This window comes from Sedimenticola sp. (assembly GCF_050289425.1).
Taxonomy (GTDB): Bacteria; Pseudomonadota; Gammaproteobacteria; order Chromatiales; family Chromatiaceae; genus Sedimenticola.
Window position 1 is genome coordinate 24349 of the sequence record NZ_JBNKFS010000010.1, and the last position, 20576, is coordinate 44924.

Below are 20576 nucleotides of genomic sequence, written 5' to 3' on the forward strand. Positions count from 1 at the left end.
TGGTCGGGCCGGCGGCTACAATCATCGGCTAATGGTTGCTCCCCTCCGACGGATCGGCCGTCGATTGAGGGAGGGTTATCTGGTCCATAGTGAATCATGAGTAAAGCGTCGAACAAGTGGATTATGCATGTCGATATGGATGCTTTTTTTGCCTCCGTGGAACAGCGTGACCGCCCCGAGTGCCGGGGTCGGCCGGTCGTGGTCGGGGCCCAGCCCGGCAGTCGTGGTGTGGTCGCTACCTGCTCCTACGAAGCGCGCGCCTTTGGTATTCGCTCTGCCATGCCTATTTCAGAGGCTTTCCGCCGCTGCCCCGATGCGGTTTACCTAAAACCGGATATCGCGCGCTATGTGCAAGCGTCGCAGCAGGTGATGGCACTGTTGGAGACCATATCCCCGGTGGTTGAACCGGTCTCGGTGGATGAAGCCTATCTGGACATCACCGGTCTGGAACGGTTGTATGGCGCACCGGCGGCAATTGCCAAACGGGTCAAGGATAGAATCCGGCAGGATGTAGGGTTGGGCTGCTCGGTTGGGATCGGTCACAACCGTCTGATTGCAAAATTGGCGTCGGAATACCGTAAGCCTGACGGTTTAACAGTCGTGCTTCCGGAGCAGGTCGAGCCTTTTCTCGATCCCATGCCCCCCTCGAACCTTCGTGGCGTCGGTCCGCAAACCCTGAAAACGGTTCAACGTCTCGGTATTCAGACGGTTAAGCAGCTACGTGGCATGTCGCGGGAGCTGCTGAACGGCTATTTTGGCGAAAAGATGGCCGGTAGCCTTTATCGTCAGGCTCGTGGTCTCGCTTCCGATCAGGTGGGCGAGCGAGGTGCTCGGCAATCCATCTCCAAGGAGACTACCTTCAACCAGGACGTGACCGATAGAGACCATCTTCGGTCAACACTTCGTGCGCTGGCTTCAGAAGTGGGGTATAGCCTGCGGAAAGCTGGGTTGAAAGGCTGGGTGGTGACCCTGAAGATACGCCTGGCAGGTTTTGAGACCCATACCCGGCAGCGCCGTCTGGCAGTACCGGGAGATTCGGATAGTGGTTTGTTTAAGGTGGCATGGGATCTGTTGGAAGCAGCCGCTTTTTTTGAGAAACCGATACGGTTGATCGGGATAGGTGTCTCCGGTTGGGACGCGGATGAACCGGTCAATCTGGATCTGTTCACGTCCAGTGAAGCCGATACGCGGGAACGCCAACTCTATTCCGTACTGGACAGTGCGGCGGAACGCTTTGGAAAAGGGAAGTTGTCGTTCGGCGTACCGACCCCCAAAAAGAAGAAATAGTACCTCCTTAATGTACGACCGGATCGATCAGTGGCCGGTGATCGCTGATCTCGGGCAGTGACGTACCGGTTGTCGCTGGCGGGGACAGTAAAACCGACAAGGCGTTATCGGTCACACGCCATGTGCCGCGCTGACTGATGTCGGGCCGATCGCCGTAGAACAAGGCATAGCTGTAACGACCGTAGTGCGGAAGCTTCCTCGCCAGGCCGCTGAGAGCGGCCGGGTTGTCGGTTGAGATATACCCCAGGGTTTGACGGGGCGCTTGCCGTGTCAGGGTTAGTGCCAAGGTACCCGGTTTTTCCTGTAACCCCTGTGCGTCGAGTTGCCGGTCAAACAGGTGGGCGAAACGGTTCTCGCTGCCGAGAATCCATATCGGTTTATCGACCGGCAGTTTATTGATATGGCCATCTTCAATGAGCGTAAGGCCGGGGTTTTGCTGTTGCCACTGGCTGATCAACTGCCTATAGGCTTGTCTCGCGCGACTGTCACCGTGTTCCGGCACAATGGCGATGACCTGTTTAGCACCGAAGAGTTGCCCCAGGCTGCTGGGGGTTTCACTCGAGTCCAGCCGTCTGAACAGATCGAACAGCGGGTCGACGCTCACCTTGAGCGGGCGCTGATCCGTATGGATCTCCAATGTGGCGTCGCGCTTATCCATTTCGAGCCTGTAGGGCACGGCCGGTTTCCCATCCGAGAAATGGACATAGATAGGAACTGTGAGGTGGTAGGGTGCCTCCGGCTGTGTTTGGCGAAGCATGATCCGTAAACGGTAACCGGGAGATGCCTCGATTGCCTCGACGGAGACCAGCTTTAGCGTGGGGGCGCCCGTGCGCGTCAGCCACTGTTTGAAAAAGGCGTCTAATGTTTTACCGGAAACCGTTTCGAAGACCGCTTGAATTTGTCTGTAACCGGCCGTTTTGAATCGATAGTCGCGGTAAAATTGCTGTAATCCCTGCCGGAATAGGTGATCACCCAGCTCGATACGCAGCATGTGAAACAGCATCAATGTCTTTCCGTAACCGACCGACTGGCTGATCTGCCCGTGGTTGCCGCGAAATTGCGTTAGCGGGAAGTCATCCTGTTGTGCCACATAGTTGGCGTAGTTCTGCAGGGTGGTACGGCGGTATCCGGCGCTGTCGCCCTGCTGTTCTCTTAGTAGGTGGTCGGCCAGATAGGTGGTTAACCCCTCGCTCCAGTTGCCTGACGCGAGATCGACATAAACCCCGTTCCCCCACCAGTTATGCAGTACTTCATGCGGGTAGGAGGTGTGGATAATAAAGGGGAGTTGTATGACTTGCGGGCCGAGCAGGGTAAATGAGGGCATGCCGTAGCCGCTCTCCCAGAAGTTTTCCACCAAAGAAAATTTGCTATAGGGGTAGGGGCCCAGCAGTTGCTCATACATCGCCAGGTAGAGGCCGGTGGCATCGAGGTAGCGTTTGGCTAAAGCCGGATCCGGATCGTGCAGGTAGACTTCCGCAAGGTGGCCTGAATGCGTCTGTTTATAGCGGTGATAGGGAGAGGCGATCAGGTAGATCTCTTCTTGGGGGTGGTTTTCTTCCCAGCCGCTGCGGTTGGGAAGGTGATTGCCCTGACTGATGGATTGCCAGCCCGGCGGTAACCGGATCTGCATATGGAAGGTGAGGGTTGATGCGCCGATCTGAGGGTACCAATAACTGGTTCCGGCCAAAAATACTCCCTCCTTGGATATAAGGCCGGGTGTGGATTGACGGGAACTGCCGCGCTCGCCCTGTTGTGCGAGGTGGTGGGCGATCGTACCCCGGTAGGTGAGGGTGAAGGTTTGAGTCGGGGTGGATGTCAGAATACGGTATCGTCTTAGCGGTACGGTGCCATCCAGCCACTCCATGCTAGCGAGATGGGCTCGCTTGTCGTTCAGGGTCGGCGTCAGGTCGGCATGCAACAGAAATTCAACTTCACGCTCGGGGTTGGGCAGGCGGATTTGATCTGTCGCAATCAGCGTTCCTGATTCGGGCTGAATCTCTATCTGCAACTGATGGTGCACCGGCTGATTTGAGTCAATGGAAAAAGCGGTTGTCGTAACGAAAAGCAGCAGTAGGGGGATCAGGCGTCTGATAACATGACCGGCGTGGAGTTCGATGCGGAGCAGGGAGCGCAATGTATCTACCTCTGATGAATCAATCCGTATAGTTTGTGTCTGATTGTATGTCTTGCAGTTTAAGAGAGCCGATTATGGTTATAGCACGATATCCGCTGATTTTTCCTTTGCTTGTCTCATCGCTGTTTCTTGCCGCCTGCGGAAATACCGTTGCCAATAACCGCTTTGCCATGGGAGATGAACACCGCCCGGCTTCAATGTCGGATGGAGCCACTTCTGAGCAGTCGGCGGTTTCCGCGGTGTTGGATCTTCAGCAGGTAACCGATTTGCAGGCGTTGGTGCCTGAACTGACCTCAAAGCGTGTGGTGTATGTGGGGGAAACGCATGATGAATATGCGCATCACCGATCCCAATTGGCCGTTATCGAAGCGCTGCAGCAGTCAGGGGCCAATTTGGCAATTGGTATGGAGATGTTTCAGCAGCCTTACCAGTCATACTTGGATGATTATATTACCGGCAATATCTCGGAAGCGGAGATGCTGCGCAAGACCGAGTGGTATGAACGCTGGGTATATGATTATCGCCTTTACCGACCGATTCTTCATTTTGCCAGGCAGCACGGCATACCGGTCATCGCGTTGAATGTCCCGCGTGAAATTACCGAACATATTTCAAAGGGGGGTATGGAATCGCTCAGCGCCACCGAACGAAAGCAACTTCCCGACGATATCGATTATTCGGATCAGGCTTACACCAACCGCCTGAAAGCCATCTTTAGACAGCACGGTGATGAGGCAAATCGAAGCTTTGAGCGTTTTCAACAGATTCAACTGATCTGGGATGAGGGGATGGCAGCCCGGGCAGTAAGTTATCTGACATCCCATCCAGACAAGCAGATGGTGGTGTTGGCCGGGAGCGGACATTTAATGCACCGCTCCGGCATTCCCAATCGGGTCAAGCGGCGCCAGCCGGTCACGTCGGCTATTGTGCTGCCGGGCGGTGATCTGAAGATTGAGCCGGGTATTGCGGATTTTGTGATATTTCCGGAAGCCTCAAAACTACCGCCTGCAGCCGTAATGGGTGTCTATATGGAGAAGTCTGACAAAGGTGTTTTGGTCAGCGATGTGGTGAAAGAGAGTGCCGCCGAACGGGGCGGTGTTAAGCGTGACGATATTATCCTCTCCTTTGATGGTGAGGCGGTGACCACGCCAACCGATCTGCGTATTGCGCTGCTAAATAAAAAACCGGGCGATGGCGTGCGGCTGACCCTGCAACGTCGGGGGATACTGTTCGGGAGCAAACAACTGGACGTGCAGCTTATCTTGGGTCAATAAGCCTTTCTCCATCCCGGATGGGATGGCGGGGAGGTGCGTGTTTCTGCGCCTTGTCTAGACAATAGCCACCCTCTTGGTCACGCGTGCGGCCAGAAGTAGTGGTGGCTTAAACGATTCACCGGAAGCGGGTTGCGCTTCCGGTGAATGGATTTTGGTAGCTTAGACGATGGTTACGTTTTCAGCCTGGGGACCTTTTTGACCCTGGGTCACTTCAAAAGTGACTTTCTGTCCTTCGGCCAGTGTGCGACGACCAGTGCCATTGATTGCACGGAAGTGAACAAAAACATCGGAACCGCCTTCGCGCTCAATGAAACCAAATCCCTTGTCATCGTTAAACCATTTAACGACACCGGTAACTAAATCAGACATATAACCCTCGTACTATATATAACAGTGCCAAATAGATTGGCATTACAAAAAACACTGGCCCTTCTTTTAGAAAAATGTTGCCGGTGTGTAATCACGCATCCATCTATCCAGTCAGATAGATGGAGAAAATCCTAGGTAAAGACTAGATCCTTTTCCATCTACCCGATAACCAGTGCCATGTACGAGATTGACTCTACGCTGACAGGTTATTCGTTCTATTTCAGCAACCTGCGTTAATTTGACTCATTCTCCACGTGGTTTGTTAACTAGTCAAGAACTAAATATAGACAGCTTTCAGGTGAAAAATAACCGGGGAAATACATCTAAGTGTATTCGTAATAGTCATTAAATACAGAGGGTTATGTTATCTATCTTCGGTCAGGGTCAGGGTTGAATTTCGGGCTGCGCAGGATCCATTTCGTCCTCGTAACAGGCTTCCATCATGTCAATAAAACGCTTCGCTTGTGGCGAGAGGTACTTGCCGCGGCGCAGCACGATGCCATAGGTACGTTTGGGGAAATATTCATTGAGCGGGATCTTTACCAGCTTTTCCTCACCGGTCAGGCAGACATCCGTAACAATGGAGATGCCCATCCCCAACTCCACATATTTTTTAATCACTTCCCATCCACCGGCTTCCAGCCCGGTTTTGAATTTCAATTCATGCTGACGGAATACCAAGTCCACCATGCGCCATGTGGTAAGACTTGGCGGAGGCAGGATGAGACCGTAGGGTGCAATGTCTTTCAGGGTAACCGTTGTTTTCTCAGCCAGGGGATGGCCAATGGGCACAATCAGTTCCGGAGAGTAGGTGACCAGAGGTTTATAAATGATGTCATCCGGTACATCCAGCATGGAACCCACGGCAAAATCGGCTTCGTCTGCGCGCAATCGGGAGAGACCGTCGCGCCCACCGGTTACATTGTGCAGTTTGACCCGAATTTTAGGGTGCTGCTCCATAAACTGTTTTAACGGCTCAGGAAGCACGTAAAGGATAGTGGATTCACCTGCGGCGATATTCAGATCACCGGCTTCCAGCAGACCCTGCTGGGCAATAAACGTTTCATGCAGTTTATCCATCCCCTCAACCAGCGGCTGAGAGAGTTTGAATAGGATTTTCCCTTCGGGTGTCAGTCGAATCTTGGGTCCGCGGCGTTCGAACAATACGGTTTCGAGTTCCCGTTCCAGGGCCTGGATCTGCAGCGACACGGTCGGTTGACTGAGAAATACCTTATCGGCGGCTTCACTGATACTGCCTGTTCTGGCGGCATGGCAAAAAGCGCGTAATTGCTTGAGTCTGTTCTGTTTGTAATAGATTGGAGCGGGTGATGCCATGGTGCTCTCTGGTTACTTTATTGCTGATGTTAATAGTAAGCATTGAAATAATTGGCCTGTCAAATACCACAATTTCCACTACACTTTGCTGCACTCGCAATAAAGTGCGCGATGGTTTCAGTTGAAATGGATTTAACTAATTGAAAATAAAGGATAAAAAATAGTATATCTTGAAACTATCACATTTTCTTATGCGGCAATAAGTTGTGGATTTTGTATTGAGGGCCGAATAAATGACCGATATCACCAGCATTGCTCTATCCGTTGGTTTTATGGCCGTACTGGGTTCGGTGCTCGCCTCTATTCTGGTTGTCGCAAACAAGCGTCTGTTTGTCTTTGAAGATCCCCGTATCGATGATGTGGAAGATCTTCTACCCCGCGCCAATTGTGGCGCCTGCGGTAGCCCCGGCTGCCGTCCATTCGCCGAAGGTTTGATTGACGGTACTTACGAACCCGCTCAATGTACCGTCAACGCAAAAGAGACCAACGAGCTGATCGCCAATTATCTGGGTGTGGATCTGGGCGCACAAGAAAAACGCGTAGCCCGGCTTGCCTGCGCCGGTGGTACCCATGTCGCTTTTATACGTGCCAGCTATGCCGGAATGAACTCTTGTCGTGCCGCCGCGTTGGTCTCAGGTGGCGGCAAAGGTTGTGCCTGGGGCTGCCTGGGGATGGGTGATTGTGCGGTAGTTTGTGATTTCGACGCCATCAGCATGAATAAGTATGGCCTGCCGGTGGTGGATGAAGATCGCTGCACGGCTTGTAACGATTGTGTCGAAGTTTGTCCCAAAAATCTGTTTGAGCTGCACTCGGTCAATGAACAGCTGTTTGTTGCCTGCAAGAACCTGGAAAAGGGTGAAGAGGCCGAAAACGAGTGCGAAGTCATCTGTACCGCCTGTGAGCGTTGCGCGGTGGATTCACCGGAAGGGCTTATTGAGATCAAGCACAACCTGGCCGTGATTGATTACAGCAAGAATGCCATCGCCTCAAAGGTGGCGATTGAACGCTGCCCGACAGGTGCGATTGTCTGGTTCGATAAGCAGGGTGGTTATCAAGTGGGTAAAGACGCCAAAAAGATTATCCGCAAAGAGATACTGCCCATCGGGTAGTTAAAAGTTTCATCAGTTGGGCTGCCAACAGAGATGGCGATCCCGAAATGTAGAAGAGGAAGTGTTCATGTTCGGTAAGAAAGAGCAAAAGCAGTTTAAGTATCCTGGCATCCGCATGGCGATGGATGGCAACACCGCTGTCATCATGTGTGAGCGGGAAGCCTCTGATGCTGCCGGTGCTTACCCCATTACCCCCTCCACCCAAATGGGTGAATATTGGGCGGAAGAGGTAGCCCAGGGTCATATCAACGTATCCGGCAAGCCGCTGGTATTCGTTGAGCCCGAATCCGAACATGCCGCCGCCGCGGTAACCGCCGGTATGGCCATGACCGGTATGCGCGCCACCAACTTCTCTTCCGCACAGGGCGTCGCGTTCATGCATGAATCGCTCTATGCGGCGGTCGGCAAACGGCTGCCTTACGTGCTGAATATCGGTACTCGCGCCATCACCAAGGCTTCACTCAATGTGCATTGCGGTCATGACGATTACCACTGTATCGACGACACCGGTTTCTTCCAACTGTTCGGGGCAGATGCCCAGGAGGCGGCAGACCTGAACCTGATCGGACGTAAGATTGCCGAGCTGAGCCTGACCCCGGCAGCCGTTGCTCAGGACGGTTTCCTGACTACCCACCTGATCGAGCCGGTGATGGTGCCGGAACGTGAACTGATTGAAGAGTTCTGTGGTCGTCCGGACGATATCATCAGCTGCCCTACGCCGGCGCAGAAGATGATCTACGGCGAAAAACGTCGTCGCGTCCCGGAGATCTGGGATGTGGACAATCCCATGCTCTCCGGTTCGGTACAGAACCAGGACGCCTACATGCAGGCGGTCGCCGCCCAGCGTCCTTACTTTTTTGACCACATCTCCGGTATCGCCGACCAGGTGATGGATGAGTACTACGAACTGACCGGTCGCCGTTACAACCGGGTGGGTCAGTACCGTATGGATGACGCCGACTATGTGATCGCCGGCCAGGGTTCGATGATTGTGCAGGCACAGGTGGTAGCGGATTACCTGCGCGAGACACGCAAACTGAAGGTGGGCGTGCTGAACCTGACCATGTACCGACCGTTCCCGGGCGACCTGATCGGCAAGGTGCTGAAGGGACGCAAGGGCGTAGTGGTGTTGGAGCGTACCGATCAGCCGTTGGCCGAGGATCTGCCGCTGATCCGTGAAATCCGCGCCGCTCTCACCAAATGTATCGAGAATGGCGCTACCGCTGGCGATGCCCCCTATGCCAGGTACGCTTCTTATAAAGCCGGTGAGGCCCCGGCACTCTACTCCGGCTCCTACGGGCTGGGTTCGCGTGATTTGCAGCCGGAAGGCCTGATCGGCGCTATCGAGAACATGCTGCCGGACGGCAAGAAACGCCGCTTCTTCTATCTGGGCGTGGATTTTGTACGCGAGGCTACCGATCCGAAGGCGGAGATCCGTCAACAGGAGCTGCTGGAAGCTTATCCCCATATCGGTGAGATGGCGATTCGAGGTAGTGAGAATCCTGACCTGCTGCCAAAAGGCGCCATCACCGTGCGCATGCATTCGGTCGGTGGTTGGGGTGCCATCACCACCGGCAAGAACCTGGCCATGACCCTGTATGACCTGCTTGGTTACGACATCCGCGCCAATCCCAAGTACGGTTCGGAGAAGAAGGGCCAGCCCACTACTTACTACCTGTCGGCGGCGCCGGAGCCGATTCGCCTGAACTGCGAATACCACTATGTAGATGTGGTGCTGTCGCCCGATCCCAATGTGTTCCTGCACTCCAATCCCTTGTACGGATTGAAAGAGGGTGGTTTCTTCATCATCCAGAGCCATCTGGAGACCGAGGAAGAGGTGTGGGCGCAGATCCCGGTGATGTACCAGAAGTACATTGTCGATCACAACATCCATGTCTACTTTGTCGACGGCTTCAAGATCGCCAAGGAAGAGGCGTCCAACGCGGAACTGCAATTCCGTATGCAGGGCAACGCTTTCCAGGGAGCCTTCTTCGCCGCCTCACCGCTACTGGATCGTGCACACCTGACCGAACAGGGGCTGTTTGATGCCATCGAGGCGCAGTTGCGTGACAAGTTCGGCGGCAAGGGCGAGCGCGTGGTGGCTGACAACCTACGGGTGGTCCGGCGCGGTTTTGACGAGATCCGCGAAATCACCAACAAACAGGTGGGCCTGACGCAACAGGATATCCGTAAAGCGGTAAAGATTCCGGTCATGTTGCAAGCGATGCCCCAAGGCGACGGGAAACTCTCCGACGTACACCGTTTCTGGGAGCAGACCGGTTCGTTCTATTTGAGCGGCAAGGGTTCCGAGAACCTGGTCGATCCGTTCATGGCTACCAGCCTGATCCCGGCCGCCACCGGTGTGTTCCGTGATATGACCCAGATACGTTTCGACTATCCGAAGTTTATTACCGAGAACTGTACCGCCTGCGGTGACTGCTACACCGCCTGTCCCGACAGCGCCATCCCGGGTCTGGTCAATACCATCAGCGATATCTTCAATACGGCCATTGAGCGGATTGAGAAGAAGGGTACCCCGACCCTCTATCTGCGGCGCGAAACGCGTAACGTGGAGAAGAAGCTGCGTGCGCTGATTGATGCCCAGGGCGAAAGTGCCGTGGTCTCCAAACTGCTGGATCAAGCGGTGCTCGAAGTGCTGGCTGAATCGGACCTGGACGAGCAGAAAAAGGCCGGTATGGAACGTGAGTTTGGACTGTTCCTGGAGTCTATCGGCGGTTTCGAATTCTCCGTGACCAAGCCCTACTACAGCAATCGGGAAAAGAAGAACAAGGGCTCCGGCGGCCTGTTCTCCATCACGGTCAATCCCTACACCTGTAAGGGCTGTATGGAGTGTGTCGATGTCTGTGACGACGGCGCATTGGTGGTGGAGCTGCAGACCGAGCAGGCGGTCGAGAAGTTGCAGCGCGACTGGAAATTCTGGATGGACCTGCCCACCACCAACCCGGACTTCATCCGCATCGATGATTTGAACGAAAAGATCGGTGCCTTGGAGACCCTGTTGCTGGACAAGACCAACTACCAGTCGATGGTTTCCGGCGACGGCGCCTGTCTCGGTTGCGGCGAGAAGACGGCTATCCACCTGTTTACCGGTACCGCCACCGCCCTGATGCAGCCGCGGGTCAAGGCGCATATTGCCGAGCTGGACGATTTGATCAACCGCCTGGAGACCCACATCCGCCTGAAGCTGGCAGCCGGTATGGATCTCTCCAATACCGCGGCCATCAACGAAGCGGTTGAGGAGAACAAGGATACCGACCTGACCCTGACCAACCTCTCCGCCACCCTGGCCGAGGGGCAGGTGGTGGAGCCGGTCGATCCCAAGTGGCTGAAATGGGCTACCCAACTGCTGGAAAAACTGCGCCACCTGAAATGGCTCTATACTGATGGCAATACCAATCAGGGACGCGCCACCATGGGTATCATCAACGCCACCGGCTGTACCTCGGTGTGGGGATCGACGTTCCCCTATAACCCCTACCCATTCCCCTGGACCAGCCACCTGTTCCAGGACAGTCCTTCGGTGGCGATGGGTATCTTTGAAGGTCACATGGCGAAGATGGCCCAGGGCTTCAAGGTGATCCGCCAGGCCAAGCTGGAGCTGGAAGGCAAATACGATGCCGACGTGCACGACAACTTCTTCACCTACTTCGACTGGAAGTCGTTCAGCGACGAAGAGTGGCTGCTCTGCCCGCCGGTGGTTTCCATCGGTGGCGACGGCGCCATGTACGATATCGGTTTCCAGAACCTCTCCCGCGCCTTGGCTTCCGGTACCCCGATTAAGGTGCTGATCCTGGATACCCAGGTCTACTCCAACACCGGCGGCCAGTCCTGTACCTCCGGCTTTATCGGCCAGGTGGCGGATATGGCTCCGTACGGCAAGGCGTGGAAGGGCAAGACCGAGATCCGCAAGGAGATGGGTGTGATCGGCATGGCGCATCGCACCAGCTTCGTGCTGCAGAGCTCCCAGGCCAATGTTACGCACTTGCTGGAAGGCTTTATTGACGGTCTGAACAGCCGCCGTCCGGCCATGTTCAATATTTACACCACCTGCCAGCCGGAGCATGGGGTGGCGGATGACGCCTCCGAACACCAAGCCAAGTTGGCCTTGGAGTCCCGTGCCTATCCGCTGTTCCGCTATGACCCGGATGCCGGTGTCACCTTCAGCGAATGCTCCAGTGTGGAAGGCAACCCGGCTATGGATGCCGATTGGCCCACTTACCAGCTCACCTATCAGGATGAGAACGGTAAAGAGGCCAAGATGGAACTGCCGGTGACCTTTGCCGATTTCGCCTTCAGCGAGGGGCGCTTCCGCAAACATTTCCGTTCCGTACCGCAAGATGCCTGGAATGACGACATGGTGCCGCTGCATGAGTTCCTCGATATGGATGAGGATGGCCGGGACGGTCAATTCCCCTATATCTGGGCCGTGGACGGCAAGAGCCGCCTGATGCGGGTGCTGGTATCCCAGGAGATCGTCCTCTCTTGCGAAGAGCGGCGTAACTTCTGGTATCAGCTGCGCTCCCTGGCCGGTGTTGGCGAGGCGGTGGATGAAGTGGAGATCGCCAACCGTGCCAAAGCGGAGATGGCACAGAAGCTCACCTCCAGTCTGTTGGCCCTGGCCAATAATGGCGATATCTCGGCGCTGACTGACAGCCCGGTACCGGCCAATGGCGGTAACGGCGCGACGACATTGGCGTCGGCGGCGCCGGCCGACTATGAGCCGGTCTGGATCGAGACGCCAGAGTGTACCGCCTGTGACGAATGCACCGATATCGCACCCAATGTGTTCCAGTACAACGAGCAAAAACTGGCTGTTGTGGTGGACCCCAAAGGGGCGCCGTTCAAAGATATCGTCAAGGCGGCAGAGAAGTGTACCGCGGGTTGCCTGCATCCCGGCACGCCGTGGAATCCCAACGAGAAAGACCTTGATAAGCTGGTCAAGCGCGCTGCGAAGCACCAGTAAAACAACCAAAGGAGAGCATCGTTATGGCTACAGTAACCTTACACGGAAATCCGGTCTCCACCAGTGGCGAACTGCCGGCTATCGGCAGCCAGGCACCAGCGTTTTCCCTGGCCAACAAGGAGCTGGCCGACGTGGGGCTGGGGGATTTTGCCGGCAAGAAGCGGCTGCTTAATATCGTGCCGAGTCTGGATACCCCGACCTGCGCCATCTCGACCAAGAAGTTCAACGAGTCGTTCGCCACACGGGATGACGCGGTGGCGATGGTGATCTCCGCCGACCTGCCGTTCGCCCAGGGTCGTTTTTGCGAGACTGAAGGGTTGAAGAATGTGGTCACCTTGTCGCTGATGCACGATCAGCAGTTCGCCAAAGATTACGGTGTGCTGATCACCGATGGTCCGTTACGGGGAATCACCTGTCGCGCGGTCGTGGTAGTCGACGAGAACGGTACTGTCACCTATACCCAACTGGTGCCCGAGATCGGCGACGAGCCGGATTACGCGGCGGCACTTGAGGCGTTGAAATAGATACCGGGCAGGGGTGTGGCCGCCTGGCGGCCACATCCTGACCGGTCTGGTAGTTGCAATCAACGGAGAGAGAATGGGTCTGCTCAATCTATTCAGGCGCACCAAGACCTTCAAACACGGTGTGCACCCCATGGATCATAAGGAACAGACGGCGCATCTGGCGATCAAACGCCTGCCGTTTGCCCCGAAGATATACGTGCCACTGGCCCAACATATCGGGGCGCCCGCCGTGCCTTTGGTGAAGCCGGGCCAAGAGGTGGTGCGTGGTGAACCGATCGCCGAGGCGGGAGGCTTTGTCTCAGTGCCGATGCACGCCCCGGTGACCGGAATTGTGCGCGCCATCGATCATCTGGTACCGACTGCGGCGGGACCCAAGACGCCGGCTATCGTGATTGAAACCTATGAGGCGGCCACCCAGGAAGTGCTGTACGGACTGGATCAGGATCTGGAGACCCTCTCCCGGGAGGCGTTGATCCAGGCGGTGCAGGCCAGCGGCATGGTAGGGTTGGGCGGAGCGGCCTTCCCCAGTCATGTAAAACTGTTACCTCCGGAAGGGAAGGCGATCGAGACCCTGATCATCAACGGTTGCGAGTGCGAACCCTACCTCACCTGCGACCATCGTGTGATGCTGGAGCAGACCGATAAACTGATTGCCGGGATCCGTGCCATCATGCGCGCGACCGGCGCCAAGCGGGCGATTATCGGCGTCGAGGATAACAAGCTGGATGCGGTGAAGGCGATCCGCGACAAACTCCCGCAAGGTGAAGCGATCAGCTGTGAAGCGGTGGAGACCAAATATCCGCAGGGTGCGGAAAAGATGCTGATCAACAGCCTGCTGAATAAGGAAGTGCCCTCCGGTGGTTTACCGGTGGATATCGGCGTGGCGGTCTACAATGTCGGCACCCTGGCACAGCTGGGTGAATTGATTCCGCGCAGTCGCGGCTTGATCGAGCGTGTGGTCACTGTGTCCGGTCCCGGTGTGAGCAAACCGGGCAACTACCTGGTACCGATCGGTACGCCGCTACGCTTTCTGATGGAGCAGGTGGGCTCCAGCTCTGACGCCAACGAAGTGATCGTTGGCGGTCCCATGATGGGGATGACCGTCGCCTCCCTGGATGTGCCGGTGACCAAGGGGGTATCCGGTGTGGTGGTGTTTGAAAAAACGGCCGAAGAGCAGAAGGATCGGCCGGTGCACCCCTGCATCCGCTGCGGTGCCTGTCTCGATGCCTGTCCGATCAATCTCAACCCGTCGATGCTGGGTCAGCTGGCCAGTGCCCGTCAGTATGAAACGATGGCTGATGATTTCCATCTCAACGACTGTTTCGAGTGTGGCTGTTGCAGTTATGTCTGTCCATCCAATATCCCGTTGACCCAATACTTCCGAATCGCCAAGGCGATAAACCGGGAAACCAAGGCGATGGCCGCTTAACCGGATAATTTCAAACAGCATGGTAACGGTGTGGAATTGATTCCGTGGCGAATGGTCGCCACGCCTAAGTAGTAAACGGGACCGGAAGCCCACGCAGAGTAGAGCATGAGTAGAAAGCAGAAAAAAGTTGTTGAGATCCGTACTTCCCCTCATCTGAAGAAGGCTATCTCTGTTGAGCAGATCATGCGCAATGTGGTGTATGCCCTGTTGCCGGTGTGTGGCTGGTCGGTCTATCAGTTCGGACTCAGTGCGTTGGTACTGATCCTGTTTACCACCCTGACCTGCATCTTGACCGAGTCGCTGTTTTGCCGGCTTTCGGGGCGGCCCAACAGTGTCGGGGATTTCAGTGTCATCATCACCGGCTTGCTGTTGGCCCTGACCCTGCCGCCCGGCTTTCCGTTGTGGATGGCGGCGGTGGCCGGTTTTATCGCCATCGGACTGGGTAAATCCCTGTTTGGCGGTTTGGGCTATAACGTAATGAATCCGGCCCTGGTGGGGCGGGCCTTCGTGCAGGCCGCTTTTCCGGTGGCCATCACTACCTGGACGCCGGGTTTTGCGGCGGGGCGCTTTATGGAATTTATTCCCTCCAGTCTGGCGCTCCCTTTCATGTCACCGGTGGATACCGTCGACTGGGTCAAAGCCCATGCCGTGGATGGCTTTACCGGCGCCACACCACTGGCACTGCAGAAGTTTGAACATGTCACGACCGGTACGCTGGACCTGTTGGCCGGCAGCGCGGCCGGTTCAGTGGGGGAGACCTCGGCCCTGCTGATCTTCGTCTGCGGACTCTACCTGGCCTTTAGAAAGATGATGGATTGGCGTATCCCCGCGGCTATCTTTCTTGCGGCCACCCTGGTATCCGGTCCGCTCCATCTGATGAATCCGGAAATTTATCCCTCGCCGCTGTTCATGATCCTGTCGGGCGGGTTGATGCTCGGTGCCATGTTCATGGCGACCGATATGGTGGTCTCGCCCATGACGCCGCGCGGCGTGTGGATCTATGGTGGCGTTATCGGTCTTTTGACCGTTCTGATCAGACTGTTCGGTGGTCTTACCGAAGGGGTGATGTATGCGATTTTGGTAGCCAATGCGCTCTCTCCCCTGATCGCTGCCGTGACCCAGCCGCGTATCTATGGCGCCAACAAAAAGGGGGCTGAATCATGAGCAGTACGGAACAGGTTCAGGCCCAACCCCAGACCCCCAGTTTGGCCATGCTGCGCACCCTGGGCGGTGTCGCCATGCTCTCCGGTCTGCTGGTGGTGTTGGTTTATCAGTGGACCTTGCCTCTGATCGAGGAGAATAAACGCATCGCGATTGAAAAAGCGATCTCCCAAGTGATACCGGGTGTGGTCAGCAAGAAGGACTTCATACTTGGGCCTGACGGGTTGTTTGCATCGGACGCACCACAAGCTAAGGGTGAAAAGGTTTACGCCGCCTATAATGCCCGGGGTGAACTGCAGGGTATCGCCCTGGAGGCAGCGGCCACCGGCTATCAGGATGTGATCCGTATCCTCTACGGTTACAACCAGGACTGTCAGTGCGTCACTGGTATCAAGGTGCTGAAAATGGCTGAAACGCCGGGGTTGGGTGACAAGATCGCCAGCGACCCGGAATTCCTTAAGAACTTTAAAGCGTTGGATGGCCGCCTGGATGAACAAAAGGGTGCGCTGCAAAACGCCATTGTCACCGTCAAGCACGGCACTAAGCGGGAGCAGTGGGAGATTGATGCCATTTCGGGGGCGACCATCTCCTCCAAGGCGATCGGTCGCATGATCAATGCCAGTGGACAACGTATGTTCCCGTTGATTATCCAACATCTGGATGAACTGCGCGCCGGACAGGAAAACTGAGGTAGAGAATATGTCGGTACTACCCAATCAACAAGAACAGGTGACCCTGGACACCTTCATGCGGGGGCTCTGGGAAGAGAACCCGGTATTCGTCATGCTGCTCGGTCTTTGCCCGGTGCTGGCGGTGACCAATTCCACCCTGAACGCCATCGCTATGGGGCTGGCGACGCTGTTTGTGCTGGTCGCCTCCAGTACCCTGGTCTCCCTGCTGCGCAAGCTGATTCCCAAACAGGTGCGTATCGCCACCTACATCATCATTATCGCCACCTTTGTGACCATTGTGGACTACGTGATCCAGGCGATCAGTCTGGATCTCTATAACGCCCTCGGCGCCTTTATTCAGCTCATCGTGGTGAACTGCGTGATTCTGGGACGGGCCGAGGCGTATGCCTCGAAGCAGAAGGTGGGTGCTTCCATCGTCAATGCGATCGGCATGGGCACCGGTTTTACCATCGCGCTGCTTTGTCTCGGCACGGTGCGCGAACTGCTCGGTGCCGGTACCATTCTCGGGGTGCAGATCTTCAGCAGCCACTTTGAACCCTGGGTGGTGATGATCCTCCCGCCGGGCGGTTTCTTCGTACTGGGTGCCTGGTTGCTGCTATTTGACTATCTGAAACAGCGTAAGGAGCAGAAGCTGCTCGCCGCCGAGGGGGTCGTAGCCAATGGATCCTAATTCACTCACATTCATTTTTCTCAATGCCGCGCTGATCAATAACTTTGTATTGGCGCTGTTCCTGGGGCTTTGTCCCTTTCTGGGTGTCTCGGCGAAGAAAGAGACGGCCTGGAACATGGGGCTGGCGACCATGTTCGTAATGCTGGTGAGTTCTATCTCCGCCTACGGCATCAACTGGGTGCTAGTGAAATTCGATATCGAATTTCTGCGTCTGATCTGCTACATCGCGGTGATTGCCTCTGCCGTGCAGCTGGTGGAGATGACGGTGAAGAAGTTCAGTCCGGCGCTGTTCCGGGCGTTGGGTATCTTCCTGCCGCTGATCACCACCAACTGTGCGATTCTCGGGCTGGCGCTGTTTCAGACCTTTCGCGAGTACGATTTCTTCCAGTCGTTGGCGTTCAGCAGCGGGGCCGGTGTCGGTTTTACCATCGCCCTGATGCTGATGGCAGGTCTGCGTGAAAAGCTGGAACTGGCTAAACTGCCCAACGTCAGCCAAGGGGCGGCGATGGGGTTGATGCTGGCCGGTCTGCTCTCTTTGGCGTTTATGGGTTTTGCCGGATTGGGTGGTTCCCATGCTTAAGGTACTATTGGCCAGCGCGGTCATCATGGGGGTCCTGGTAGGCTGGATCATGGTGCAGCAGATGGCGCGTGAGTTCGCCCGTCGTCACCCGGAGTTCGGCCCCTATCAGGAGAAACGGGGATGTGGCGGCAACTGCTCCTGCAGTGGCGGTTCGCGTTGTAAAAAATAGTACCCGCCAAAAAATATAAGTATACGGAGAAGAGGATGAGTGAAACTGAATTGGGACCGGCGGTGGTGGCCGAGGTAATCGAGAGCCGACGCATCACACCCGAATCGACGGATGAGGTGCGGCATATCGTACTACGCGTCGACGAACCCTCGTTCCGCTATCACGAAGGCCAGTCGATCGGTGTGGTGGTGCCGGGTCCCCACGCATTCGGCAATAAGTACCATATGCGGCGTTACTCGATTGCCAACGATCGTATCACCTCGAACGATGACAGCATCGAGTTTTCCATTCTGGTGCGGCGTTGCTTCTATATCGACCCGGTAAACGGCGAACGCTACCCGGGCGTTGCCTCCAACTTCCTGTGTGATGCCAAGGTCGGCCAAAAGATCTCCGTTACAGGCCCCTACAAAAGTCCCTTTAATGTACCCGTCGACAACCAGGCCAATCTGGTGATGATAGGCGTCGGTACCGGTATAGCCCCGTTCCGCGCATTCATCCAGCATCTCTACCGGCAACAGGGGCGCTGGAAAGGGCAAGTGCGGTTATTCTATGGCGCCCGGACCGGTGTGGATATGCTCTATATGAATGACCACAACAGTGATCTGAAAGAGTATTTCGATGAAGAGACGTTCATGGCCTACAACGCCCTCGCCAATCGCCCGCTGATGAGTGATACAGAGGTACTGGAGCAAGCCCTGGACAGGCATGTGGAGGAGGCGTGGTCGCTGATGCAACAGCCGAACACCTATGTCTGTGTGGCGGGTCTATCGAAAGTTCAGCAGGTCATGGATCGGGTATTCAGCGAGATCGCCGGATCGAGCGAAAACTGGGAAGCGCTGAAGGCGCAGATGGTCCAGCAGGGGCGCTGGTCGCAACTGCTGTACAGTTAAGCCAGCCGCCGGTTGTTGGCGAGAAAACCGGCCGTTGTTGCCGGTTTTTTTATTCGTGCCGATGCCGCCCACCGGGGTGATCTACACCCCCTATAACGCCTCTTTCGCCACCAAGGTGTAACGGATGGTCAATTCATCCTGAACAAGTAGGGCACCGAACAGTGCTGAAAACGGCTCCAATCCCAGATCGCTCTGCCGCAGTGTCAGCTCGCCGGTGGCTGAGACCTGTCGTGCCTGTACCACAATGCGGCTTGGGTATGACAGGTTTTTTTGCTGTCCGCGTAGTGTGAGGGTGAGTGGCAGAAGCGTGCTATCCGCAGAGCGCGCGATGATCGCTCCCTGTACGACGATAAAGGGGTATCGGTCGGCATCCAGCAGCTGCGGGCTCAACATGTTGTGGCGGGTGCCGGCGATCGCTGACGCGTCGAGTGGGGTGGCAAATTGCTCGCCGGCCTGGGCGCGTAACTGGGGATTATCCACTTCCAGTGCGGCGACAGGCAGGCATAAGGTAAATTCTGATTTCTCTGGCGAGGGGGCGATTCGTACATAACCCTCCATCGACTTAGCATTGATGAGATGATTGTGCCCGAAGCGCGCCAGACGGCCGCCCCGATAGGCCAGGATATGCAAGTGGGAAGCGGTAGTGTCGAAGCGGAGTAGCTGTTCATTCTCTCTTATAAGCGGCATCTTACACGCTTCCGGCAGGGCGGAAACGGACGGTTTTTGTGCGGCGGGGGTGGGTCGCTCCGGTGGGCGGGCGCAACCGCTCATGAGCAGTGCCACGAACAGGCAACTGGCGGTCGGCCGAAATAACTGCGCGCAGGTCATGGGTTGGCTCGCGTTAAAATCAGTCGGGTGGATACCGTTACCGGCAGGCCGACAATGGAGCCGTCTGACCATTCACCTTCACCGATGGCGAAATCAGCGCGGTTGAATGTGGCCTTTCCGGTAATCGTGGCGCGGTTTCCACTCATGCTCCAGGTATAGGGGAGTGCCACCTCGCGCGTTACCCCCTTGAGGCTCAGCTTGCCGATAGCGAGATAGTGATCTTCCCCGCGCTGCTGGATCTCTGTGCTGACGAAAGTGGCTTGTGGATACTGTTTTGCATCAAACCACTCCGGCAGCAACATGCCGTCGTTGAGGTCGCCGCTGCCGGTGTCGGCACTGTCGACCTGGATGTGGACATCGAAGCGGCTGGCGGCAAGATTGTCTGGATCAAACTGCAGCAAAGCGGAGTATTCGGTAAATCGTCCTTCGAATGTGGCTCCCTCAAAGGTGCCGGCAAAGAGGATTTGGCTCTGCACCTTGTCCACCTCCCACTGTGTGGTGCCGGCAACAGCACTGGAGAGGGTGAACACGGCAGCGATAGCGATAATCCATGAATTGGTCATGTGTCGAGGTTCTTATTCTGAGTCATGGTGGTGAAACCTTCGGGTAGCATACGGCGGAGCACCGTATCGTGCAGGATAAAGTGATGTCGCAGTGCCGCCGCGATGTGTAACAACAGTGTCGAAAAAAACAGTATAAAACATCCCATATGCACCTGTTCCGCCAGATGCTGTATCGATTTGTCCGCCGCGACGATCGCCGGCAGGGTCCAGACCCCAAACACCTTGAATGGAAACTTGGCGGCGGAGTTGATCACCCAGCCACTGAGTGGGGTGACGAACATCAGTGTGTAGAGGAGGCCGTGTACCGCACGCGCTGCCCGTCGCTCCCAACGCGGCATGGCCACAGGCCAACCGGGATGTGGATGTCGCAGACGTCGTGCCAGGCGCAATAGTGTTAGCGCCAGCAGGGCGACACCAAAGGATTTGTGCCAGAAAAAGAGTTCGATCTTGAGCGGGGAGAGGGGGAGTGTTCGGGCTATCCAGCCGACCACCATCATGCCGACAATCAGCAATGCCATACCCCAGTGAAGAAGCAGTATATCCAACGCCCAGCGGGTTTGATGTTGTGTCGGCGCCAT

General features: G+C 56.0%; 18 protein-coding genes. 12 read left to right on the top strand and 6 right to left on the bottom strand.

The annotated features are described in order from the left end of the window. Positions 1-96: 96 nt before the first annotated feature. Complete coding sequence (gene dinB / locus ACQY5R_RS08640) at positions 97-1287, top strand: DNA polymerase IV (protein ID WP_428607031.1); 1191 nt, start codon at positions 97-99, stop codon at positions 1285-1287. A 7-nt stretch (positions 1288-1294) separates the two neighbouring features. On the opposite strand, the gene ACQY5R_RS08645 is transcribed toward dinB, so the two are convergent. Then, positions 1295-3421 carry a M1 family metallopeptidase gene (locus ACQY5R_RS08645; RefSeq protein WP_428607034.1) on the bottom strand — a complete coding sequence of 709 codons (2127 nt, stop codon included), beginning with the start codon at positions 3419-3421 and terminating at the stop codon, positions 1295-1297. Positions 3422-3495: 74 nt separating this feature from the next. Here ACQY5R_RS08645 and ACQY5R_RS08650 point away from each other — a divergent pair, with 74 nt between their 5' ends. After that, entirely contained in the window at positions 3496-4695 is a 1200-nt protein-coding gene (locus ACQY5R_RS08650) for a ChaN family lipoprotein (RefSeq protein WP_428607036.1), read from the top strand. Between the two features lie 159 nt (positions 4696-4854). Here ACQY5R_RS08650 and ACQY5R_RS08655 read toward each other — a convergent pair whose 3' ends face one another. Together ACQY5R_RS08655 and ACQY5R_RS08660 are read right to left on the bottom strand one after the other, a co-directional pair. Then, positions 4855-5064: a cold-shock protein gene (locus ACQY5R_RS08655; RefSeq protein ID WP_029132379.1), complete on the bottom strand. Its 210-nt coding sequence runs from the start codon at positions 5062-5064 to the stop codon at positions 4855-4857. A 384-nt stretch (positions 5065-5448) separates the two neighbouring features. Further along, positions 5449-6399 carry a LysR family transcriptional regulator gene (locus tag ACQY5R_RS08660; RefSeq protein WP_428607038.1) on the bottom strand — a complete coding sequence of 317 codons (951 nt, stop codon included), beginning with the start codon at positions 6397-6399 and terminating at the stop codon, positions 5449-5451. Between the two features lie 233 nt (positions 6400-6632). On the opposite strand from ACQY5R_RS08660, the gene ACQY5R_RS08665 reads away from it, so the two are divergent. From ACQY5R_RS08665 to ACQY5R_RS08710, 10 genes are all read left to right on the top strand, one after another. After that, entirely contained in the window at positions 6633-7508 is an 876-nt protein-coding gene (locus tag ACQY5R_RS08665) for a (Fe-S)-binding protein (RefSeq protein WP_428607040.1), read from the top strand. A 67-nt stretch (positions 7509-7575) separates the two neighbouring features. Then, the gene (locus ACQY5R_RS08670; RefSeq protein ID WP_428607043.1) at positions 7576-12492 is read left to right on the top strand and encodes a 2-oxoacid:acceptor oxidoreductase family protein; all 4917 of its coding nucleotides are present in this window, start codon (positions 7576-7578) and stop codon (positions 12490-12492) included. Positions 12493-12515: 23 nt separating this feature from the next. After that, positions 12516-13016 (top strand): thiol peroxidase, encoded by a 501-nt coding sequence (gene tpx, locus ACQY5R_RS08675; protein ID WP_428607046.1) that lies wholly within the window; start codon positions 12516-12518, stop codon positions 13014-13016. A gap of 73 nt (positions 13017-13089) precedes the next feature. Then, entirely contained in the window at positions 13090-14445 is a 1356-nt protein-coding gene (rsxC, locus tag ACQY5R_RS08680; RefSeq protein WP_428607048.1) for an electron transport complex subunit RsxC, read from the top strand. Positions 14446-14550: 105 nt separating this feature from the next. Beyond that, on the top strand, positions 14551-15609 hold the full coding sequence (locus tag ACQY5R_RS08685) for an RnfABCDGE type electron transport complex subunit D (protein ID WP_428607049.1): 1059 nt from the start codon (positions 14551-14553) through the stop codon (positions 15607-15609). Further along, positions 15606-16295 carry an FMN-binding protein gene (locus ACQY5R_RS08690; RefSeq protein WP_428607051.1) on the top strand — a complete coding sequence of 230 codons (690 nt, stop codon included), beginning with the start codon at positions 15606-15608 and terminating at the stop codon, positions 16293-16295. Before ACQY5R_RS08685 ends, ACQY5R_RS08690 begins: the two co-directional genes overlap by 4 nt. Before the next feature lie 10 nt (positions 16296-16305). Beyond that, a complete protein-coding gene (rsxE, locus tag ACQY5R_RS08695; protein WP_428607053.1) occupies positions 16306-16968 on the top strand; it encodes an electron transport complex subunit RsxE in 663 nt (220 codons plus the stop codon). Beyond that, positions 16958-17548: an electron transport complex protein RnfA gene (locus ACQY5R_RS08700; protein ID WP_428607056.1), complete on the top strand. Its 591-nt coding sequence runs from the start codon at positions 16958-16960 to the stop codon at positions 17546-17548. Before rsxE ends, ACQY5R_RS08700 begins: the two co-directional genes overlap by 11 nt. Then, complete coding sequence (locus tag ACQY5R_RS08705; protein WP_428607059.1) at positions 17541-17717, top strand: hypothetical protein; 177 nt, start codon at positions 17541-17543, stop codon at positions 17715-17717. The genes ACQY5R_RS08700 and ACQY5R_RS08705 overlap by 8 nt, the downstream gene beginning before the upstream one ends. Before the next feature lie 35 nt (positions 17718-17752). Beyond that, positions 17753-18607, top strand: coding sequence for an oxidoreductase (locus ACQY5R_RS08710; RefSeq protein ID WP_428607062.1), 855 nt, complete (start codon positions 17753-17755; stop codon positions 18605-18607). Between the two features lie 90 nt (positions 18608-18697). On the opposite strand, the gene ACQY5R_RS08715 is transcribed toward ACQY5R_RS08710, so the two are convergent. The 3 genes from ACQY5R_RS08715 to ACQY5R_RS08725 are packed head-to-tail and all read right to left on the bottom strand — an operon-like array spanning position 18698 to position 20576. After that, positions 18698-19435: a YceI family protein gene (locus ACQY5R_RS08715; RefSeq protein ID WP_428607065.1), complete on the bottom strand. Its 738-nt coding sequence runs from the start codon at positions 19433-19435 to the stop codon at positions 18698-18700. Further along, positions 19432-19998 (bottom strand): YceI family protein, encoded by a 567-nt coding sequence (locus ACQY5R_RS08720; protein ID WP_428607067.1) that lies wholly within the window; start codon positions 19996-19998, stop codon positions 19432-19434. Before ACQY5R_RS08720 ends, ACQY5R_RS08715 begins: the two co-directional genes overlap by 4 nt. Then, positions 19995-20576, bottom strand: a complete 582-nt coding sequence (locus ACQY5R_RS08725) for a cytochrome b (RefSeq protein WP_428607070.1) — start codon at positions 20574-20576, stop codon at positions 19995-19997. The genes ACQY5R_RS08720 and ACQY5R_RS08725 overlap by 4 nt, the downstream gene beginning before the upstream one ends.

What these genes read in the sequence shown, in the direction of transcription:
- ACQY5R_RS08700 (WP_428607056.1), top strand. Translation starts at nt 16,958, where the DNA reads ATGGATCCTAATTCACTCACATTCATTTTTCTCAATGCCGCGCTGATC.
- ACQY5R_RS08655 (WP_029132379.1), bottom strand. Translation starts at nt 5,064, where the DNA reads ATGTCTGATTTAGTTACCGGTGTCGTTAAATGGTTTAACGATGACAAG.
- ACQY5R_RS08660 (WP_428607038.1), bottom strand. Translation starts at nt 6,399, where the DNA reads ATGGCATCACCCGCTCCAATCTATTACAAACAGAACAGACTCAAGCAA.
- dinB (WP_428607031.1), top strand. Translation starts at nt 97, where the DNA reads ATGAGTAAAGCGTCGAACAAGTGGATTATGCATGTCGATATGGATGCT.
- tpx (WP_428607046.1), top strand. Translation starts at nt 12,516, where the DNA reads ATGGCTACAGTAACCTTACACGGAAATCCGGTCTCCACCAGTGGCGAA.
- ACQY5R_RS08720 (WP_428607067.1), bottom strand. Translation starts at nt 19,998, where the DNA reads ATGACCAATTCATGGATTATCGCTATCGCTGCCGTGTTCACCCTCTCC.
- ACQY5R_RS08710 (WP_428607062.1), top strand. Translation starts at nt 17,753, where the DNA reads ATGAGTGAAACTGAATTGGGACCGGCGGTGGTGGCCGAGGTAATCGAG.
- ACQY5R_RS08685 (WP_428607049.1), top strand. Translation starts at nt 14,551, where the DNA reads ATGAGTAGAAAGCAGAAAAAAGTTGTTGAGATCCGTACTTCCCCTCAT.
- ACQY5R_RS08715 (WP_428607065.1), bottom strand. Translation starts at nt 19,435, where the DNA reads ATGACCTGCGCGCAGTTATTTCGGCCGACCGCCAGTTGCCTGTTCGTG.
- ACQY5R_RS08690 (WP_428607051.1), top strand. Translation starts at nt 15,606, where the DNA reads ATGAGCAGTACGGAACAGGTTCAGGCCCAACCCCAGACCCCCAGTTTG.
- rsxE (WP_428607053.1), top strand. Translation starts at nt 16,306, where the DNA reads ATGTCGGTACTACCCAATCAACAAGAACAGGTGACCCTGGACACCTTC.
- ACQY5R_RS08650 (WP_428607036.1), top strand. Translation starts at nt 3,496, where the DNA reads ATGGTTATAGCACGATATCCGCTGATTTTTCCTTTGCTTGTCTCATCG.
- rsxC (WP_428607048.1), top strand. Translation starts at nt 13,090, where the DNA reads ATGGGTCTGCTCAATCTATTCAGGCGCACCAAGACCTTCAAACACGGT.
- ACQY5R_RS08665 (WP_428607040.1), top strand. Translation starts at nt 6,633, where the DNA reads ATGACCGATATCACCAGCATTGCTCTATCCGTTGGTTTTATGGCCGTA.
- ACQY5R_RS08670 (WP_428607043.1), top strand. Translation starts at nt 7,576, where the DNA reads ATGTTCGGTAAGAAAGAGCAAAAGCAGTTTAAGTATCCTGGCATCCGC.
- ACQY5R_RS08725 (WP_428607070.1), bottom strand. Translation starts at nt 20,576, where the DNA reads ATGGCGCCGACACAACATCAAACCCGCTGGGCGTTGGATATACTGCTT.
- ACQY5R_RS08705 (WP_428607059.1), top strand. Translation starts at nt 17,541, where the DNA reads ATGCTTAAGGTACTATTGGCCAGCGCGGTCATCATGGGGGTCCTGGTA.